The following is an 18,825-nucleotide window of genomic DNA, read 5'->3' as shown; positions in this document are numbered from 1 at the left end:
CGACCCCACCCACCCCGCCGACCGCATCACCGCCATGCTCGACGACGCCCAACCCACCACCCTCCTCACCACCACCAACACCACCACCCCCACCAGCAGCACCCCCACCATCCACCTCGACCACACCGACCTCACCAACCACCCGCACACCGCACCCCCACTCACCCTCCACCCCGACCACCCCGCCTACGTCATCTACACCTCCGGCTCCACCGGCCGCCCCAAGGGCGTCACCATCCCCCACCGCGCCATCGTGAACTTCGCACTCGGGCAGATCGCCAAGTTCGGGATCGGCCCCGACTCGCGGGTGCCACAGTTCGCGTCGCCGAGCTTCGACGGCGCGGCCTGGGAGATCTACGCCGCGCTGCTCTCCGGGGCCTGCCTGGTCGCGGCGCCGAAGGAGCGGCTGCTGTCCGCCAAGGAGCTGGCCGAGATCCTGGCCGAGCACCGCGTGACGCACGCCGTGCTGCCGCCGGCCGCGCTGGCGGAGCTGCCCGAGGGCGCACTGCCGGACGGCATGACCCTGGTGACCGCCGGCGAGGCCTGCCCTCCGGGTCTGGTGGAACGCTGGTCGGTCGGCCGCACGATGATCAACGGCTACGGGCCGACCGAGAACACCGTGGGTTCGGTGATGAGCGACGCGCTTTCGGGTGCCGTCGCGGCCCCGATCGGGCGGCCGCTGCCCAACACCCGGGTGTACGTGCTGAACGCGCGCCTGGAGCCGGTCCCGCCGGGCGTGGAGGGCGAACTCTACCTCGCAGGACGCCAGTTGGCCCGCGGCTACCTCAACCTCCCCGGCCTCACCGCCGAACGCTTCGTCGCCTGCCCCTACGGCGAGCCCGGCGAACGCATGTACCGCACCGGCGACCTCGCCCGCTGGACCGAGGACGGCCAACTCGTCTTCGCCGGCCGCGCCGACGAGCAGGTCAAGCTCCGCGGCTTCCGCATCGAACTCGGCGAGATCCAGGCCACCCTGGCCACCCATCCCGCCGTCGCCCAGGCCGCCGTCATCGCCCGCGAGGACACCTCCGGCGACAAGCGCCTCGTCGCCTACGTCGTCCCCACCGCCACCGATCACCGCAGCGACGACGAACTCGCCGTCCGGATACGCCGGTACGCCGCCGAGCGACTGCCGGACTACATGGTGCCGTCGGCGACCGTGGTCCTCGACGCGCTGCCCGTCACCGTCAACGGCAAGCTCGACCACCGCGCCCTGCCCGCCCCCACCTACACCACCCAGACCGACCGCACCCCCACCACCCCGCACGAGGAAATCCTCTGCGCCGTCTTCGCCCAGGTCCTCGACCTGCCCCGAGTCGCCCCCACCGACAACTTCTTCGACCTCGGCGGCCACTCCCTCCTCGCCACCCGCCTCGTCAGCCGCATCCGCACCACCCTCGGCATCGAGGTCGGCATCCGGACCCTCTTCGAACGCCCCACGCCCGCCGAGCTGGCGCGGCACCTGGAGAGCGGCCAGGCGGCGCGACCGGCGATCACCGCCATCGAACGGCCTGGGCGGGTCCCGCTGTCGTTCGCCCAGCAACGCCTCTGGTTCCTGGGCGAGTTGACCGGGTCGAGCGCCGCCTACAACATCCCGATCGCCCTGCGTCTCACCGGCGACCTCGACCGGGAGGCCCTTCAGGCCGCCCTGGTCGACCTGATCACCCGGCACGAGGTCCTGCGTACCGTCTTCCCCGCCGGAGACGGCGATCCCCGCCAGCGGCTACTCGCACCGCAGGAGCTCGCCTTCGAGCTCACCGTCACCGAGTTCGCCAAGCACGACCCCACCGAGTCCGACCCCACCGAGCACAAGCTCACCGAGTCCGAGCTCGCCGAGGCGATCACCCGCACCGCCACCCGAGCCTTCGACCTCACCACCGAACTCCCCATCCGCGCCGAACTGTTCACCCTCGCACCGGACGACCACGTCCTCACCGTCACCATCCACCACATCGCCGGCGACGGCTGGTCCCTCGCCCCACTCGGCCACGACCTCTCCACCGCCTACACCGCGCGCCTCGACGGCCGGGCACCCGAATGGGAGCCCCTGCCCGTCCAGTACGCCGACTACACCCTCTGGCAACGCGACCTACTCGGCGACGACCACGACCCCGACAGCCTGCTCAGCGAACAACTCGACTACTGGCGCGAGGCGTTGAGCGAGGTGCCCGAGGAACTCGCCCTCCCGTACGACCACCCGAGGCCGGCCGTCGCCACCCAGCGCGGCGCGACCACCGACCTGGTCCTCCCCGCCGAGCTGCACGCCGCTCTCACCGAGGTCGCCCGCAGCAACGGCGCCACCATGTTCATGGTGCTCCAGGCCGCACTCGCCGTCCTGCTCTCCCGCCTCGGCGCCGGACCGGACATCCCCATCGGCACGCCGATCGCCGGCCGCACCGACGAAAACCTCGACGACCTCGTCGGCCTCTTCGTCAACACCCTCGTCCTGCGCACCGACCTCACCGATGACCCCACCTTCGAGCAACTGCTCGGCCGCGTCCGCGAAACCGGCCTCGCCGCCTTCGCCCACCAGGACATCCCCTTCGAACGCCTCGTCGAAGAACTCGCCCCCGTACGCTCGATGGCCCGACACCCCCTCTTCCAGGTCATGCTCGCCGTACAGAACAACGCCGAAGCCGTCCTGGACCTGCCCGACCTGACCGTCACGGCACTGCCCACCGGCGCCCCGGCCGCCAAGTTCGACCTCCAACTCGACGTCAGCGAACAACACGACCCCACCGGCACCCCCGCCGGCCTCACCGCCCGCATCACCTACGCCACCGACCTCTTCGACCGGGCGTCGATCGAACTGCTCGCCCGCCACTGGACCCACCTCCTCGGCGTCCTGGCCACCGACCCCACCACCCCCGTCCACACCATCGACCTGCTGACCCCCGAGGACCGCCACCACCTCCTCACCACCTGGAACGACACCACCACCGACCACCCCGCCCAGTCACTCACCGCCCTCTTCGCGGCCCAGGCGGCCCGCACCCCCGACGCCGTCGCCCTCACCGACGAGGACCGGCAGCTCACCTACGCCGAGCTCGACACCCGCAGCAACCGCCTCGCCCACCGCCTGATCGCCGCCGGCGTCGGCCCGGAGAGCCGGGTGGTGCTGCTCGGCGAGCGGTCCGTGGAGCTGATCGTCGCGATCCTGGGCGTGCTCAAGGCCGGCGGCACCTACATCCCGCTCGACACCCGGTATCCGGCCGCGCGGATCCAGCAGATCCTCCGGGAGAGCTCGGCCCGAGTGGTGCTGTCCGACGGCCGGCTCGGCCAGGACGTCGAACTTCCCGCCGGGGCAGTCCTGTTGAGCACGGACCCGGCGGCAGTGGCGGAGTTCCCCGGCACCGCGCCGGCCGTCGCGGCGCACCCCGACCAGGTGGCCTACGCGATGTACACCTCCGGCTCCACCGGCGCCCCGAAGGGCGTCATGGCGACGCACCGCAACGTCGCGGCCCTCGCCGCCGACCGGATGTTCCACCCGGTCGCGCACCGCCGTGTCCTGCTGCACTCCCCGCTCGCCTTCGACGGCTCCACCTACGAGCTGTGGGTGCCGCTGCTGTCCGGCGGCACGGTGGTGCTCGCGCCCGTCGGTGAGACGGACCCCGCGGTGTTCCGGTCGGTACTCACCGAACAGCGGGTGACGGGCGCGTTCTTCACCACCGCGCTGTTCAACCTGCTGGCCGAGGACGAGCCGGAGGCGCTGGCCGGCCTGGGCGAGCTGCTGACGGGTGGCGAGGCGGCCTCGCCCGCCGCGATGGCGGCGGTGCTGGCGGCCTGCCCGGACACCGTGGTGTCGCACGTCTACGGGCCGACCGAGACCACCACCTACGCCAGCGGGCACCGGCTCCCGGCCGCGCCGCTGCCGGTGGCGATCCCGCCGATCGGCCGCCCGTTGGACAACACGCAGGTCTTCGTCCTGGACGAGTCGCTGCGCCCGGTACCCCCGCGCGTGGCCGGCGAGCTGTACATCGCGGGCACCGGCCTGGCCCGGGGCTACCTCGGCCGGCCCGGGCTGACCGCCGAACGCTTCGTGGCCTGCCCGTACGGCGAGCCCGGCGAGCGGATGTACCGCACCGGCGACGTGGTCCGCTGGACCACCGACGGCGAACTCGAGTTCGTCGGCCGCGCCGACGACCAGGTCAAGATCCGCGGCTTCCGCATCGAGCCCGGCGAGATCCAGGCCGTCCTCGCCGGCCACCCCGCCGTCGCCCAGGCCGCCGTCACCGTCCGCGAGGACACCCCCGGCGACAAGCGACTCGTCGCCTACCTCGTCCCGGCCGCCAAGACGGCCGCCACCGACCGCCACAGCGACGATGAACTCGCCGCCCTGATACGTCAGTACGCCGCCCAGCGGCTGCCCGAGTACCTCGTGCCCTCGGCGATCCTGGTCCTGGACGCCCTCCCGCTGACCGTCAACGGCAAGCTGGACCGCAGGGCGCTGCCCGTCCCCGTGTACTCGACCGGCGCCGGTCGGACCCCGACGACCCTCCGCGAAGAGCTGCTCTGCACCGTCTTCGCCGAGGTCCTGGGCCTGCCCTCGGTCGGCCTCGACGACAGCTTCTTCGACCTCGGCGGACACTCCCTCCTCGCCACCCGCCTCACCAGCCGCATCCGCACCACCCTCGGCACCGAACTCCCCCTGCGCACACTCTTCGAAGCACCCACCCCCGCCGCCCTGGCACGGCGACTCGACACCACCACCGAAGCCCGCCCGCCGATCACGGCCACCCAGGCCCGGCCCGAAACCGTCCCACTGTCGTTCGCCCAGCAACGCCTCTGGTTCCTCGGCGAGTTGACCGGTCCGAGCGCCGCCTACAACATCCCCACCGCGCTCCGTCTCACCGGCAACCTCGACCGCGACGCCCTCCAGGCCGCCCTTGCCGACCTGATCACCCGCCACGAGGCACTGCGCACCCTCCTCCCCGCCGTCGACGGACGGCCCCACCAACTCGTCCTCCCCGCCGACCGGTTCGGCTTCCGGCTCACCGTCACCGAGACCTCCGAACCGGAACTGGCCGCCGCCCTGGCCCGCACCACCGGGCACACCTTCGACCTCGCGAGCGAACTCCCCATCAAGGCCGAGCTGTTCACGCTGTCGCCGCAGGACCACGTGCTCGCCCTGGCGGTCCACCACACCGCCGGTGACGGCTGGTCCTTCGGTCCGCTCGCCCGCGACCTGGCCACCGCCTACGCCGCGCGCCTCGACGGCCGGGCACCCGAATGGGAGCCCCTGCCCGTCCAGTACGCCGACTACACCCTCTGGCAGCGCGACCTACTCGGCGACGACCACGACCCCGACAGCCTGCTCAGCGAACAACTCGACTACTGGCAGCAGGCCCTCGCCGGCATCCCGGCCGAGCTGGAGCTGCCCTTCGACCGGCCGCGCCCGCCCGTCGCCACCCAGCACGGCGCCCTGATCGACCTGCCCATCGCCCCCGACCTGCACGCCGCCCTCACCGAGGTCGCCCGCAGCAACGGCGCCACCATGTTCATGGTGCTCCAGGCCGCACTCGCCGTCCTGCTCTCCCGCCTCGGCGCCGGACCGGACATCCCCATCGGCTCCCCGATCGCCGGCCGCACCGACGAAAACCTCGACGACCTCGTCGGCCTCTTCGTCAACACCCTCGTCCTGCGCACCGACCTCACCGACGACCCCACCTTCGAAGAACTGCTCGGCCGCGTCCGCGAAACCGGCCTCGCCGCCTTCGCCCACCAGGACATCCCCTTCGAACGCCTCGTCGAAGAACTCGCCCCCGTACGCTCGATGGCCCGACACCCCCTCTTCCAGGTCATGCTCGCCGTACAGAACAACGCCGAAGCCGTCCTGGACCTGCCCGACCTGACCGTCACGGCACTGCCCACCGGCGCCCCGGCCGCCAAGTTCGACCTCCAACTCGACGTCAGCGAACAACACGACCCCACCGGCACCCCCGCCGGCCTCACCGCCCGCATCACCTACGCCACCGACCTCTTCGACCGGGCCACGGTCGAGCTGATCGGTGAGCGCTGGGTGCGGGTGCTGACCGCGCTGACGGCGGCCCCGCAGGCCCCGGTCAGCACGGTGGACGTCCTCGACGCCGAGGAGCGGCACCGGATCCTGAAGGGGTGGAACGACACCGCGCTGCCGGTGCCGCCGGCCACGCTGCCGCAGCTGTTCGAGGCCCAGGCGGCCCGCCGCCCGCAGGACGAAGCCGTGGCCTTCGGCGAACAGCGTCTCAGCTACGGCGAGTTGAACGCCCGAGCCAACCGGCTGGCTCGACTGCTGGTCGACCTCGGTGTCGGCCCGGAGTCGCTGGTCGCGGTCTGCCTGGACCGCTCGGCGGAGCTGGTGGTCGCCCTGCTCGCGGTGCTCAAGGCCGGCGGCGCCTACCTGCCGATCGACCCCGACTACCCGGCGGACCGGATCGCCTACGTGTTCGGCGAGGCCGCTCCCGCCGTGGTGCTGGCGTCCACGGCGACGGCCGGGGCCGTGCCGGGGACCGATCTCCCGGTGGTGCTGCTGGACGAGCGGGCGACCGAGCGGCGGCTGGCCGGCCTGGCGGACGACGACCTGTCGGACGCCCAGCGCCGCGCACCGCTGCTGCCCTCCCACCCGGCCTACGTGATCTACACCTCCGGCTCCACCGGCCGCCCCAAGGGCGTGGTGGTCCCGCAGCAGAACGTGGCCTTCCTGCTGGCCGGCACCGCCGACTGGTTCGACTTCGGCCCGGACGACGTGTGGACCTGGTTCCACTCCTACGCCTTCGACTTCTCCGTCTGGGAGCTGTGGGGTGCACTCCTGCACGGCGGCCGACTGGTGATCGTCCCCTTCGAGACCTCCCGCTCGCCGCAGGCCTTCCTCGACCTGCTGCTCCGCGAACAGGTCACCGTCCTCAACCAAACACCCTCCGCCTTCTACCAGTTGGCTCAGGCCGCAACCCAGGAAGGCCCCCGCGCCGACCCCGACCCCGCCGACCCTGACCCGGCCGACGCCGACCGGGCCCGACTGCCGCTGCGCACCCTGGTGCTGGGCGGCGAGGCGCTGGACGTGAGCCGGCTCGACGGCTGGTACCGGCGCCTGGCCGAGCGGGCCCCGGCCACGGTCAACATGTACGGGCCCACCGAGGCCACCGTCTGGGTCACCGGGAAGCCCGTCAACTCCCGTGGCAGCGCGCCGATCCCGTCGGCGGTCCGATCCGCCGGGGCGTCCGACGAGGCCGCCTCGTCGATCGGCCGCCCGCTCGGCAACTCCCGGGTCTACGTGCTGGACGCCGCCCTGCGCCCGGTGCCGCCGGGCGTGGCCGGCGAGCTGTACCTGGCGGGCGCCAACCTGGCCCGGGGCTACCTCGGCCGGCCCGGTCTGACCGCCGAGCGCTTCACTGCCTGCCCGTACGGCGAGCCCGGCGAGCGGATGTACCGCACCGGCGACGTGGTCCGCTGGAGCGCCGACGGGGAGCTGGAGTTCGTGGGCCGCGCCGACGACCAGGTGAAGATCCGCGGCTTCCGGATCGAGCTCGGCGAGATCGAGGCGACCGTCGCCGCCCATCCCCGGGTCGGCCAGGCGGCCGTCCTGGTCCGCGAGGACACCCCGGGCGACCGGCGGCTGGTCGCCTACGCGGTCCCGGCGGACGACGGCGCGGACCTGCCCGGACAGCTCCGGCAGTTCCTCGCCGACCGACTGCCGGACTACATGGTGCCGTCCGCCGTCCTGCTCCTGGACGTCCTGCCGCTCACCGTCAACGGCAAGCTCGACCGGCGGGCCCTGCCCGCCCCGGCGTACGGCACGACGACGGCCGGCCGCGCCCCGGGCACCGTGCAGGAGGAGATCCTCTGCGGCATCTTCGCCGAGGTGCTGGAGCTGCCGCGGGTGGGGGTGGACGACGGCTTCTTCGAGCTCGGCGGGCACTCCCTGCTGGCCGCCCGCCTGGTCAGCCGGATCCGCGCGGTGCTGGGCGTCGAGGTGGGCATCCAGACGCTGTTCACCGCGCCCACCGTGGCCGGGCTGGCGGAGCGGCTCGGCCTGCCCGACACCCGCGAGGCGCTGGGCCTGCTGCTGCCGCTGCGCACGACGGGCAGCCGGGAGCCGTTCTTCTGCGTCCACCCGGTCGGCGGCCCGAGCTGGTGCTACTCGCCGCTGGCCAGGTACCTGCCGACGGACTACCCGCTCTACGGCCTGCAGGCCGCCGGGCTGGACGGCGGCGGTGAACTGCCGGGATCGATCCGGGAGATGGCCGCGCAGTACGTCGAGCGGATGCGCGCCGTCCAGCCCGCCGGGCCGTACCACCTGCTGGGCTGGTCCTTCGGTGGCGTGGTGGCGCAGGAGATCGCCGCCCAGTTGCGGGAGGCCGGTGAGCGGGTGGCCGCCCTGGTGCTGCTCGACGCCCACCTCCCGACCCGCCCGGCCGCAGGCGCGGAGCCGGCCGAGGACACCGAGCCGGAGGGGTTCGAGGAGCTCATCGACCAGAGCACGCTGTCCATCGAGCTGACGGCCGAGGAGCTCGCCACCGCCTCCCGGGTGATCGCGAACAACTTCCGTCTGCTGCGGGCGCACCGCCCGCGCCGCTTCGACGGTGACGCGCTGCTCGTGTCGGCCCGGGACGACCGCGGGCGGGGCGTCCCGCACCGGGACGTCTGGACGCCGCACATCACCGGCGACCTCACCGAGCACCCGCTGGACTGCCGCCACGAGGACATGGCCCGACCCGACGCCCTGCGTCAGGTCTGGGACCTCACCGCGGCCTGGCTGGCCGGTCGGGACGCCACCGCCTGACGCACCCCCGCACCCCCGCAGCCGCGGTGACCGACGCCGGAGAAGCCGGCCCGGTCACCGCGGCTGCCGCCTTCCCGTGCATCACTATGCGGGGATCGCCATTTCCATGAATCACCGAGGGTGTCCATATTGCAGGCTCGCGGAGCGAAGCTCAATCGACGCTCAAATCCTGGACCTACCCACAGGTAACGTAACAGACAACTGAACAGAATGCCTCCTACCAGCACGGATATCCGGCAAAGAAAGTAAACATTCAGTAATGAAATCTGTGCAGAGGTCTATGAATAGCCCTACTGTGTGGCAACTCTCCGCGCTCCGCCCACCCCGGAGCCCCCACACACAGAGAGATCGCCAATGGCTTCCCTCAACCAGATCTCGCCGCCCGGGCAGAGCACCGGCACCGAATCCGGCACCACCACCCGGTCGCTCAACCGCTCCATCGGCCTCGTCGGCCTCATGTGGGCCTCGGTCGGCTCGATCATCGGCTCCGGCTGGCTGTTCGGCGCCAAGAACGGCGTCGTCGTCGCCGGACCGGCGGCCGTCATCTCCTGGGGCATAGGCGCGGTCGCCATCGTGCTCCTCGCACTGGTGCACGCCGAGCTCGGCGGGCTCTTCCCCGTTGCCGGCGGCACCGCGCGCTACCCGCACTACGCCTTCGGCGGCCTGGCCGGCATGTCCTTCGGCTGGTTCTCCTGGCTCCAAGCCGCCACCGTCGCGCCGATCGAGGTCGAGGCGATGATCGGCTACGCGAAGGACATGCCCTGGGCCAGTGGGCTCCAGAACACCAACGGCACCCTCACCACCAGCGGGTTCATCGTCGCCACCCTGCTGATGGGCGTCTTCGTCGCCGTCAACTTCCTCGGCGTGAAGGCCCTCGCCCGGACCAACACCGCCACCACCTGGCTGAAGATCTTCGTCCCGCTGTTCACGATCTTCATCCTGGCGATCACCAGCTTCCACGGCTCGAACTTCACCTCGCACGGCTTCGCCCCGTTCGGTGCCAAGGGCGTGCTCGCGGCGATCAGCTCCAGTGGCATCATCTTCGCGCTGCTCGGCTTCGAGCAGGCCATCCAGATCGCCGGTGAGAGCCGCAACCCCAAGCGCGACATCCCCCGCGCCGTGCTCGGGTCGGTCGCCATCGGCACCATGATCTACACCCTGCTGCAGGTCGTCTTCATCGGCGCACTGCCGGTCAGCGCCTTCGCCAACGGCTGGGACAAGCTCGACTTCCCCGGCATCGACGGCCCCTTCGCCGGTCTCGCCACCCTGGTCGGCCTCGGCTGGCTGGCCTGGATCCTGAAGGCCGACGCGATCATCTCCCCCGGTGGCACCGGCCTGATCTACACCACCTCCACCTCGCGCATCTCCTACGGCCTGAGCAAGAACGGCTACGCGCCGCAGAAGTTCGAGCACCTGGACAAGAACGGCGTGCCGTGGTTCGGCCTGATCATCTCCTTCATCACCGGCGTGATCTGCTTCCTGCCCTTCCCGAGCTGGCAGGAGCTGGTCGGCTTCATCACCTCCGCCAGCGTGCTGATGTACGCCGGCGCCCCGCTGGCCTTCGGCGCGCTGCGCCGCCGCCTGCCCGACCGTGAGCGCTCCTACCGGCTGCCGCTGGGCGGCGTGATCTCCCCGGCCGCGTTCGTGGTCTCCAGCCTGATCATCTACTGGTCCGGCTGGCACATCCTGTCCCGCCTGGGCATCGCGATCGTGCTCGGCTACCTGCTGCTCGGCGGCTACGCGGTGTACGCGATCAAGAAGGGCCTGGCGAACGCGCCGCGGCTGAACTGGAAGGCCGCCCAGTGGCTGCCGGTCTACCTGCTGGGCCTGGGCCTGGTCTCCTGGCAGGGCGGCTTCGGCGACGGCACCGGCCTGATCCCGATGTGGTACGACATGGCGCTCGTCGCGGTGTTCGCGCTCGGCATCTACTACTGGGCGATCCGGGTCGCCCTGCCGGCCGAGGAGATCGAGCGTGAGGTCGCCGACGTCGAGGTGATCGACGCGGGCGGCCACTGACCCCCGCCCCCGACCACCAGGAAGGGCCCGCCGGTCGAGCGACCGGCGGGCCCTTCCGCATGCCTCAGAGGCCCAGCACCGTCCGCAGCACCGTGCCCAGCTCGGCCTCCGGGTCCAGCGCCGGACCGGACGAGCGCCACGCGACGAAGCCGTCCGGGCGGACCAGGACCGCGCCCTGCGGGCCGATGCCGTGCAGGGCGGCGAAGTCCGTGCCCGGCTCCGGGGCCAGGTCGTCCTCGGCACCGTCGCCGATCCGGAAGGCGTCCAGCGGGACGGCCAGCTTGTCCGCCGCCCGCCGGGCGCCCGCGTGCCAGGCCGCGCCGTCGGGGCCGGTGAGCAGCACCATCGCCTGCTCGTACAGGTCCAGCGTGGAGAGCTTCACGCCCGCCCGCAGCAGCCACTGGTGCGGGGCGCGGCTGCCCGGCTCGCCCGCCGACTCGAACTGCTCGGGGACGACGGCGCCCGCCCGGTCGGTGCCGATCACCGCGCCGACCGGGTAGCGGTAACCGAGCGCCACCGCGAGCACCCCGGCCTGCCGCCCGACGCCCGGCACCACCGCGTAGCCCGGGTGGCTGTGCTCGGCCGAGCGGGCCGAGGCGCGCTCGCTGGTCACCTGGGCGACCGGGCGCCGCTCCTGCCCGTACGTCTCCAGCAGCCGCGGCCCGGCCCAGCCGCACAGCACGGCAGCGAGCTTCCAGGCCAGGTTGTGGGCGTCCTGGATGCCGGTGTTGGAGCCGAAGGCGCCGGTCGGGGACATCTCGTGGGCGGAGTCCCCGGCGAGGAAGACCCGCCCGGCGCCGTACCGCTCGGCCACCCGTTCGGCCGCGTGCCAGGGCGCCCGGCCGGTCACCTCGACGTCCAGCTCCGGCAGACCGACGGCGGTGCGGATGTGCCGCTCGCAGCGCTCGTCGGTGAAGGCCTCCAGCGGCTCGCCGTGCTCGGGGTGCCACGGCGCGTGGAACACCCACTCCTCCTGGTTGTCCACCGGCAGCAGCGCGCCGTCCGCCTCCGGGTTGGTCAGGTAGCAGGCGATGAAGTGCCGGTCGCCGACCACCTCCGCCAGCCGCTTGGCCCGGAAGGTGATGCTGACGTTGTGGAACAGCTCGCCCTTGCCGGTCCGGCCGATGCCCAGCCGTTCCCGGACCGGGCTGCGCGGGCCGTCCGCCGCGATCAGGAACTCCGAGCGCACCACCCGCTCCTCGCCGCTCTCCCGGCTGCGCAGCACCGAGGTCACGCCGTCGGCGTCCTGCTCGAAGGAGACCAGCTCGGTGCTGAACCGCACGTCCCCGCCCAGGTCGCGGGCCGCCCGCAGGAGCACCGGCTCCAGGTCGTTCTGGCTGCACAGGCACCACGAGCTGGGGCTGAACCGGGCCAGCCGGCCGCCCGGGTCGATCTCGCGGAACAGCCACTCCTGCTCGGCGCCGGTCAGCGAGGGCGCCTGCAGGATGCCGTGGTTGGGGGCGAGGACCGAGGCCGCCTCGCGGATCGCCGGCTCGATCCCGGCCACCCGGTACAGCTCCATCGTGCGGATGTTGTTGCCTCGGCCGCGCGGGTGATGCGAGGTGTCGGCGTGCTTCTCGACCAGCAGGTGTCCGACCCCGAGCCGGCCGAGGAAGAGTGAGGCCGACAGCCCGACCAGCGAGCCGCCCACGATCAGGACCGGCACCCGGTCGTCGATCTTCGGATTCATCAATTGCTCCACCCTGTCAGGGGATCCGGCGGCCCGAAGACTGGGCTCGGCGCCGCCCTCGACGGGCCCGCTCAGCCGGGGGCCCCGCTCTTCCATCCCCCGCCCGGGGCCCCCTGTGCCGCCCCTTCGCCCGGATGGCCCGCAAATCTCGCGCCGCACCCTGTGCGCCGCCCACGATCGACCTCAGGCCTGGCGCCGACCGCCCGGGCCGACCGCCTTCCCACGCCGGGGAGCACCCGCCGGGCGCGGCCGACACGGCCCGCAGCGTGCGGCCAAGAGCAGAAAGTGGATCATGACAACTCTGTCCGAACCCCAGCCGAGGCAGCAGGCCGAGTCCGACACCCGGTTGCGGGTGGTACTGATGCTGGAGATCCAGGACGGCGCCCAGCAGCGCTTCCTCGACGTCTACGAACAGCTGCGCCACCAGGTGGCCTCGGTCCCCGGCCACGTCAGCGACCAGCTGTGCCAGTCGATCAACGACCCGCGCCAGTGGCTGATCACCAGCGAGTGGGAGGACCAGGAGACCTTCCTGCAGTGGGTGGACAGCCCGGCCCACCGCGAGATGGTCAAGCCGATGCACGGCTGCGTCAGCGACAACTTCCGGTCACTGCGCTACGCCGTCCTGCGCGAGACCTCGGCGGCCGGCACCACCGGCACCCGGGCCCCGATGGAGGTGCCGCCCGGGCTGCCGCCCACCACGCCCGCCGGCCACGTCGGCCCGCCGAAGGCCGAGCCGGGCCCGGACGGTGTGGTCCGCCACGCGCTGACCTTCACCGTCAAGCCCGGCAGCGAGCCCGAGGTGGCGCGGATCCTCTCCGGCTACGCCTCCCCCAGGGCCGAGGTCGACGAGCACACCCGGCTGCAGCGCACCTCGCTGTTCATGCACGGCAACCGGGTGGTGCGGGCCGTCGAGGTGGTCGGCAACCTGGGCGACGCGCTGCGCCACGTGGCGATGCAGCCCGAGGTGCGGGCCGTCGAGGAGGCGATCAACCCGTACCTGGAGGAGGCCCGCCAGCTCGGTGACCCGCAGGCCGCCCGCGCCTTCTTCGCCAAGGCCGCGCTGCCCGCCACGCACCAGGCGATCGCCAGCTCCCCAGCCTCCGGACGGCTGCACCGGCACGCCGTGCTCTACCCCATCCGTCCGGGCCACGGGCGGTCCGTGGCCGAGCTGCTGGCCGAGCACGACAACATGGCCACCGCCGACCCGACCGGGCCGGTCGCGGCGGCCACCGTCTTCCAGCGCGAGGACGTGGTGGTGCGCCTGGTCGACCTGCGGGTTCCGGCCGAGGCCGACCCGGCGGCCGCCCTCGGCGTGGCGGACGACCAGGAGGCGGCCACCCTCGCCCGGCTGCTCGACCTCGGCCCGCAGGGCGACCTGCGCACCGTCGCCGGGCTCAGCGCGTTCCTCGCCGCCCGCGCCATGAACCCGGTCACCGACCGCCGCTCGAGCGACCCCCGCGACAACTGACGCTCCGTCAACTCCCGACTGCACCGGAGGAAGACCACCATGACCACGCAGTACCCACGGATCGTCAACGTCGACGAGGCTCCGGAGAACCGCCGGCACGGCGCGGAGCTGCGCACCATGCTCACCCCGACCAGCTGCGGGGCGACCAGCGGCTTCATGGGCCTGGCGATCGTCAAGCCCGGCGAGCGGATCGGCGAGCACTACCACCCCTACTCCGAGGAGTTCGTGTTCGTCGTCTGCGGCGAGCTGGAGGTGGACCTGGACGGGAAGCCCCATCCGCTCAAGCCCGACCAGGGCCTGATGATCCCGATCAACATGCGCCACCGCTTCCGCAACGTCGGCGACACCGAGGCCCGGATGGTCTTCCACCTCGGCCCGCTCGCCCCGCGCCCCGACCTCGGCCACGTGACCACCGAGGAGTCCGCCGCGTCCGGCCCGCCGGAACACGCCAAGGTGGCCTCGTGACGCGGCGGGTCGCCGTCACCGGGGTCGGTGTGGTCGCGCCCGGCGGGGTCGGGGTCCGGGCGTTCTGGGACCTCCTCACGGCCGGCCGCACCGCGACCCGGGGCATCACGCTCTTCGACCCCACCGGATTCCGCTCCCGGATCGCCGCCGAGGTCGACTTCGACCCGGCGGCCCACGGGCTGAGCCCGCAGGACGTCCAACGGGCCGACCGCTACGTCCAGTTCGCAATGGTCGCGGCCGACGAGGCGGTCGCCGACGCCGGCCTGGACCTCGCCGCCGAGGACCCGTGGCGGATCGCCGTCTCGCTCGGCACCGCCGTCGGCGGCACCACCCGGCTGGAGCACGACTACGCCCTGGTCAGCGCCGCCGGCGCACGCTGGGACGTGGACCACCGGCAGGCGGAGCCGCAGCTGCACCGGGCGTTCGCGCCCAGCACGCTCGCCTCCGCGGTGGCCGAGCGGAACGGCGCGCACGGCCCGGTGCAGACCGTCTCCACCGGTTGCACCTCCGGCCTGGACGCGATCGGCTACGGCTTCCAGGCGGTCGAGGAGGGCCGCGCCGACATCTGCATCGCGGGCGCCTCCGACTCCCCGATCTCGCCGATCACCGTCGCCTGCTTCGACGCCATCAAGGCCACCAGCGAGCGCAACGACGACCCGCAGCACGCCTCCCGCCCCTTCGACGCCGACCGCGACGGCTTCGTCCTCGGCGAGGGCGGCGCCGTCCTGGTGCTGGAGGAGCTGGAGCACGCCCGCCGCCGCGGCGCCCGGATCTACGGCGAGGTCGGCGGCTTCGCCACCTTCGGCAACGCGTACCACATGACCGGCCTCACCAAGGAGGGGCTGGAGATGTCCCGGGCGATCGACCACGCGCTCGCCCACGCCCGGGTCGACCGCACCGACGTCGACTACGTCAACGCGCACGGCTCGGGCACCAAGCAGAACGACCGGCACGAGACCGCCGCGGTCAAGCGCTCGCTGGGCGGGCACGCCTTCGAGACCCCGATGAGCTCGATCAAGTCGATGGTCGGGCACTCGCTCGGCGCGATCGGCGCCATCGAGGTCGTCGCCTGCACCCTGGCGCTCGCCCACGGCGTCGTGCCGCCGACCGCCAACTACGAGACTCCGGACCCGGAGTGCGACCTCGACTACGTGCCGCGCACCGCGCGCGAGCTGCCACTGAGCCACATCCTCTCGGTCGGCAGCGGATTCGGCGGATTCCAGTCCGCCGTCGTGCTCAACAGAACGGGGTGAGTTCCATGACGTCACGTCAGCAGGGCCGCCGGGCGGTGGTCACCGGCCTCGGCGTGGTGGCTCCGAACGGCGTCGGGGCCGACGCCTTCTGGAAGGCCACCAGGCAGGGCGTGAGCGTCCTCGACCGGATTTCCCGCGAGGGCTGCACCGAGCTGCCGCTCAGGATCGCGGGCCAGGTGCGGGACTTCGAGCCGCAGTCGGCGATCGACAACCGCTACCTGGTGCAGACCGACCGCTTCACGCACTACGCGATGGCCGCCGCCGACCTGGCGGTGGCGGACGCCCGCTTCCGGCCCGACGCCGAACAGCCCTTCGCGGTCGGCGTGGTGACCGCGGCCGGCTCCGGCGGCGGCGAGTTCGGCCAGCGCGAGCTCCAGCAACTCTGGGGCCAGGGGCCGAAGTTCGTCGGCCCGTACCAGTCCATCGCCTGGTTCTACGCGGCCAGCACCGGCCAGATCTCGATCCGCGGCGGCTACAAGGGCCCGTGCGCGGTCGTCGCCAGCGACGAGGCCGGCGGCCTGGACGCCCTCGCACACGCCGCCCGCTCGATCGCGCGCGGCACCGACGCGGTGGTGGTCGGCGCCGCCGAGGCCCCGCTGGCGCCGTACTCGATGGTCTGCCAGCTCGGCTACCCCGAGCTGAGCCTGGCCGAGCGGGCCGAGGAGGCCTACCTGCCGTTCACCGCGCGGGCCTGCGGCTTCGCCCCCGCCGAGGGCGGCGCGATGCTGATGCTCGAGGACGAGCAGACGGCCCTGCGGCGCGGCGCCACCGTCCGCGCGCACCTGGCCGGGCACGGCGCCACCTTCACCGGGGCTTCCCGCTGGCAGGAGTCCCGGGAGGGACTGGCCGCCGCCATCCGGATCGCGCTGGACGAGGCCCGGATCGCGCCCGAGGAGATCGACGTGGTCTTCGCGGACGCGCTGGGCGTGCCCGCCGCCGACCGGGCGGAGGCGCTGGCGCTGGCCGACGCGCTCGGCCCGGCCGCCGAACGCGTCCCGGTCACCGTGCCCAAGACCGGCACCGGCCGGGCCTACTGCGGCGCCCCGATGCTGGACGTGACCGCCGCCGTGCTGGCCATGGAGGACGGCGTCCTGCCGCCCACCCCCAACGTCACCGAGGTCTGCCACGACCTCGCCCTGGTGACCGGCCGCGCCCGCCCGGCCGAGCTGCGCACCGCCCTGGTGCTCAGCCGCGGGCTGATGGGCTCCAACTCCGCGCTGGTGCTCCGGCGCGGGGAGGGCTCCTGAACAACTCCGTCACACCCCGAAGGGAAACCCCGTGAGCGACACCCCCATGAGCAACACCCTCGGCTATCCGGAACTCGCCGCCCTGCTGCAGGCCCGGGCAGGCGTCAGCGTCGACCCGGACGCCCTGGCGAAGTCGGGCGCGCAGTTCGACGCGTTCGGCGTCGACTCGCTCGGACTGCTCGGCGTCGTCGGCGAGTTGGAGAACCGGCACAACCTCAAGGTCACCTCCGGCGCCGAATCCGCCAAGACCCCGGCCGAGTTCCTCGAGCTGGTCAACTCCTCCCTCTCCGCGAAGGCTGGTGCCTGAGATGCCCGGACACACCGACAACGAGATCGTCATCGCCGCGCCGCTCGACCTGGTCTGGGAGATCACCAACGACCTGGAGAACTGGCCGGACCTGTTCAGCGAGTACGCCTCGGTCGAGGTCCTGGAGCGCGAGGGCGACCGCGTGCAGTTCCGGCTCACCATGCACCCGGACGAGAACGGCCAGGTGTGGAGCTGGGTCTCCGAGCGCACCACCGACAAGTCCTCGCTGGCGGTGAACGCCCGCCGGGTCGAGCCCGGCCCGTTCGAGTTCATGGACATCCGCTGGGAGTACGCGGAGGTCCCGGCCGGCACCAGGATGCGCTGGGTCCAGGACTTCGCGATGAAGCCCACCGCCCCGGTCGACGACGACGGCATGGTCAACCACATCAACAAGAACTCGCGGATCCAGATGCAGCTGATCCGCGAGAAGGTCGAGAAGCGGGCGGCGGAGCTGTGAGCGGCCCGCACCGGGCCCTGATCGTCGCCCGGATGAAGCCCGAGGCGGCGCCGGACATCGCCGAGGTGTTCGCCGAGTCCGACCAGGGCGAGCTGCCGCACCTGATCGGTGTCACCGGCCGCAGCCTCTTCCAGTTCGGCGACGTCTACCTGCACCTGATCGAGGCCGACCGCCCGCCGGGCCCGGCCGTCGCCAAGGTCATCGGGCACCCCGAGTTCCGGACCGTCAGCGACCGGCTGACCGCCTTCGTCCAGGCCTACGACCCGGCCACCTGGCGCGAGCCGAAGGACGCGATGGCGCGGGAGTTCTACCGCTGGGACCGCTGACCGGCGTGTCCCGATGGGCCCGCCCCCGGCCGTGCGCCGGGGGCGGGCCCACGTGCGCCGCCCCGCCCCTGGGCGTGCTCCCATGTCGGCTCGTCACCGGATTCACCCCGGGCTCACCCGGATTCACCCGGATCGCCCGGGCAGCCGGGTGAACACACCCGGGACTCCACCCGAAGGGCGCACAGTCCGCAGCGACACTGCCACGCTCCGGTGGCAGGCGGCGCCACGGTGGTTGACGGTGGATCAGGCGCACCACCCGCGAGCCCCCTTGCCCGGCACCGTGTCGGCAGTCGCGGGTCCGCGCGCCGGAAGGATCATCCTCATGCGTTCTGCACGCACGCTGCTCGCCGGGGCGGCCGTCGCCGCCGTCCTCACCGTCGGTGCCCCCCTGGCCTTCGCCGACGGCTCCTCCGATCAGGGCAAGAACCTCACCTGGCAGGAGAAGCAGGACAAGCCCGCCGACAAGGGCACATCCGACAGCGCCCCGAAGGCCGCGGACGACAAGAAGGGCGCCGCCTCCGAGGAGCACAAGGGCATGGAGGAGCCGAAGGGCTCCGGAGAGCACAAGGGCACCGAAGCCAAGGACGAGGACCACAAGACCCCACACGGCGGCGTGCACACCGGTGGCGGCGGTCTGGCGCTGTCCGGCGGCGGGCTCGCCTCCGGCGCGGTGCTGCTGCTCGGCGGCCTCGGGGCCGGCGCCTACGCCCTGCGCCGCGGCCGCCGTGCCTCCGGCGCGGTCGCCTGAGGCCCGACGCGCTGCTTCCCGCCGCCTCCGGGCGCCTCACCCCGGCCGGGGTGAGGCGTACCGGGGGCGGCGGGCCGTTCGGAACCGGTT

At 72.8% G+C, this 18,825-nt stretch carries 11 protein-coding genes; 10 read left to right on the top strand and 1 reads right to left on the bottom strand.

Annotation, left to right across the window (positions count from 1 at the left end; all coding sequences use genetic code 11):
• Positions 1-8,758: amino acid adenylation domain-containing protein (locus tag ACZ52J_RS30850; protein WP_465623400.1), on the top strand; the 8,758-nt coding region annotated here is incomplete at its 5' end.
• 354 nt (positions 8,759-9,112) lie between these two features.
• The gene (locus ACZ52J_RS30845) at positions 9,113-10,774 is read left to right on the top strand and encodes an APC family permease (protein WP_465623398.1); all 1,662 of its coding nucleotides are present in this window, start codon (positions 9,113-9,115) and stop codon (positions 10,772-10,774) included.
• A 64-nt stretch (positions 10,775-10,838) separates the two neighbouring features.
• On the opposite strand, the gene ACZ52J_RS30840 is transcribed toward ACZ52J_RS30845, so the two are convergent.
• Positions 10,839-12,560 carry an FAD-dependent oxidoreductase gene (locus ACZ52J_RS30840; RefSeq protein WP_465623397.1) on the bottom strand — a complete coding sequence of 574 codons (1,722 nt, stop codon included), beginning with the start codon at positions 12,558-12,560 and terminating at the stop codon, positions 10,839-10,841.
• A gap of 196 nt (positions 12,561-12,756) precedes the next feature.
• Here ACZ52J_RS30840 and ACZ52J_RS30835 point away from each other — a divergent pair, with 196 nt between their 5' ends.
• From ACZ52J_RS30835 to ACZ52J_RS30800, 8 genes are all read left to right on the top strand, one after another.
• Positions 12,757-13,932 (top strand): SchA/CurD-like domain-containing protein, encoded by a 1,176-nt coding sequence (locus ACZ52J_RS30835; RefSeq protein ID WP_360503323.1) that lies wholly within the window; start codon positions 12,757-12,759, stop codon positions 13,930-13,932.
• Between the two features lie 39 nt (positions 13,933-13,971).
• On the top strand, positions 13,972-14,397 hold the full coding sequence (locus ACZ52J_RS30830) for a cupin domain-containing protein (protein WP_360503320.1): 426 nt from the start codon (positions 13,972-13,974) through the stop codon (positions 14,395-14,397).
• Positions 14,394-15,650 (top strand): beta-ketoacyl-[acyl-carrier-protein] synthase family protein, encoded by a 1,257-nt coding sequence (locus ACZ52J_RS30825; protein WP_465623395.1) that lies wholly within the window; start codon positions 14,394-14,396, stop codon positions 15,648-15,650. Before ACZ52J_RS30830 ends, ACZ52J_RS30825 begins: the two co-directional genes overlap by 4 nt.
• Before the next feature lie 5 nt (positions 15,651-15,655).
• Positions 15,656-16,897 (top strand): beta-ketoacyl synthase N-terminal-like domain-containing protein, encoded by a 1,242-nt coding sequence (locus ACZ52J_RS30820; RefSeq protein WP_465623393.1) that lies wholly within the window; start codon positions 15,656-15,658, stop codon positions 16,895-16,897.
• A 46-nt stretch (positions 16,898-16,943) separates the two neighbouring features.
• On the top strand, positions 16,944-17,204 hold the full coding sequence (locus ACZ52J_RS30815; RefSeq protein WP_360503352.1) for an acyl carrier protein: 261 nt from the start codon (positions 16,944-16,946) through the stop codon (positions 17,202-17,204).
• A 1-nt stretch (position 17,205) separates the two neighbouring features.
• A complete protein-coding gene (locus tag ACZ52J_RS30810; protein ID WP_465623392.1) occupies positions 17,206-17,661 on the top strand; it encodes an SRPBCC family protein in 456 nt (151 codons plus the stop codon).
• Positions 17,658-17,987, top strand: coding sequence for a TcmI family type II polyketide cyclase (locus ACZ52J_RS30805; protein WP_360503308.1), 330 nt, complete (start codon positions 17,658-17,660; stop codon positions 17,985-17,987). The genes ACZ52J_RS30810 and ACZ52J_RS30805 overlap by 4 nt, the downstream gene beginning before the upstream one ends.
• Before the next feature lie 322 nt (positions 17,988-18,309).
• Positions 18,310-18,735 carry a hypothetical protein gene (locus tag ACZ52J_RS30800; RefSeq protein WP_360503305.1) on the top strand — a complete coding sequence of 142 codons (426 nt, stop codon included), beginning with the start codon at positions 18,310-18,312 and terminating at the stop codon, positions 18,733-18,735.
• Positions 18,736-18,825: the final 90 nt, after the last annotated feature.

This window comes from Kitasatospora sp. NPDC034035, assembly GCF_055575755.1.
This window is presented reverse-complemented; position numbering and strand designations above follow the sequence as displayed.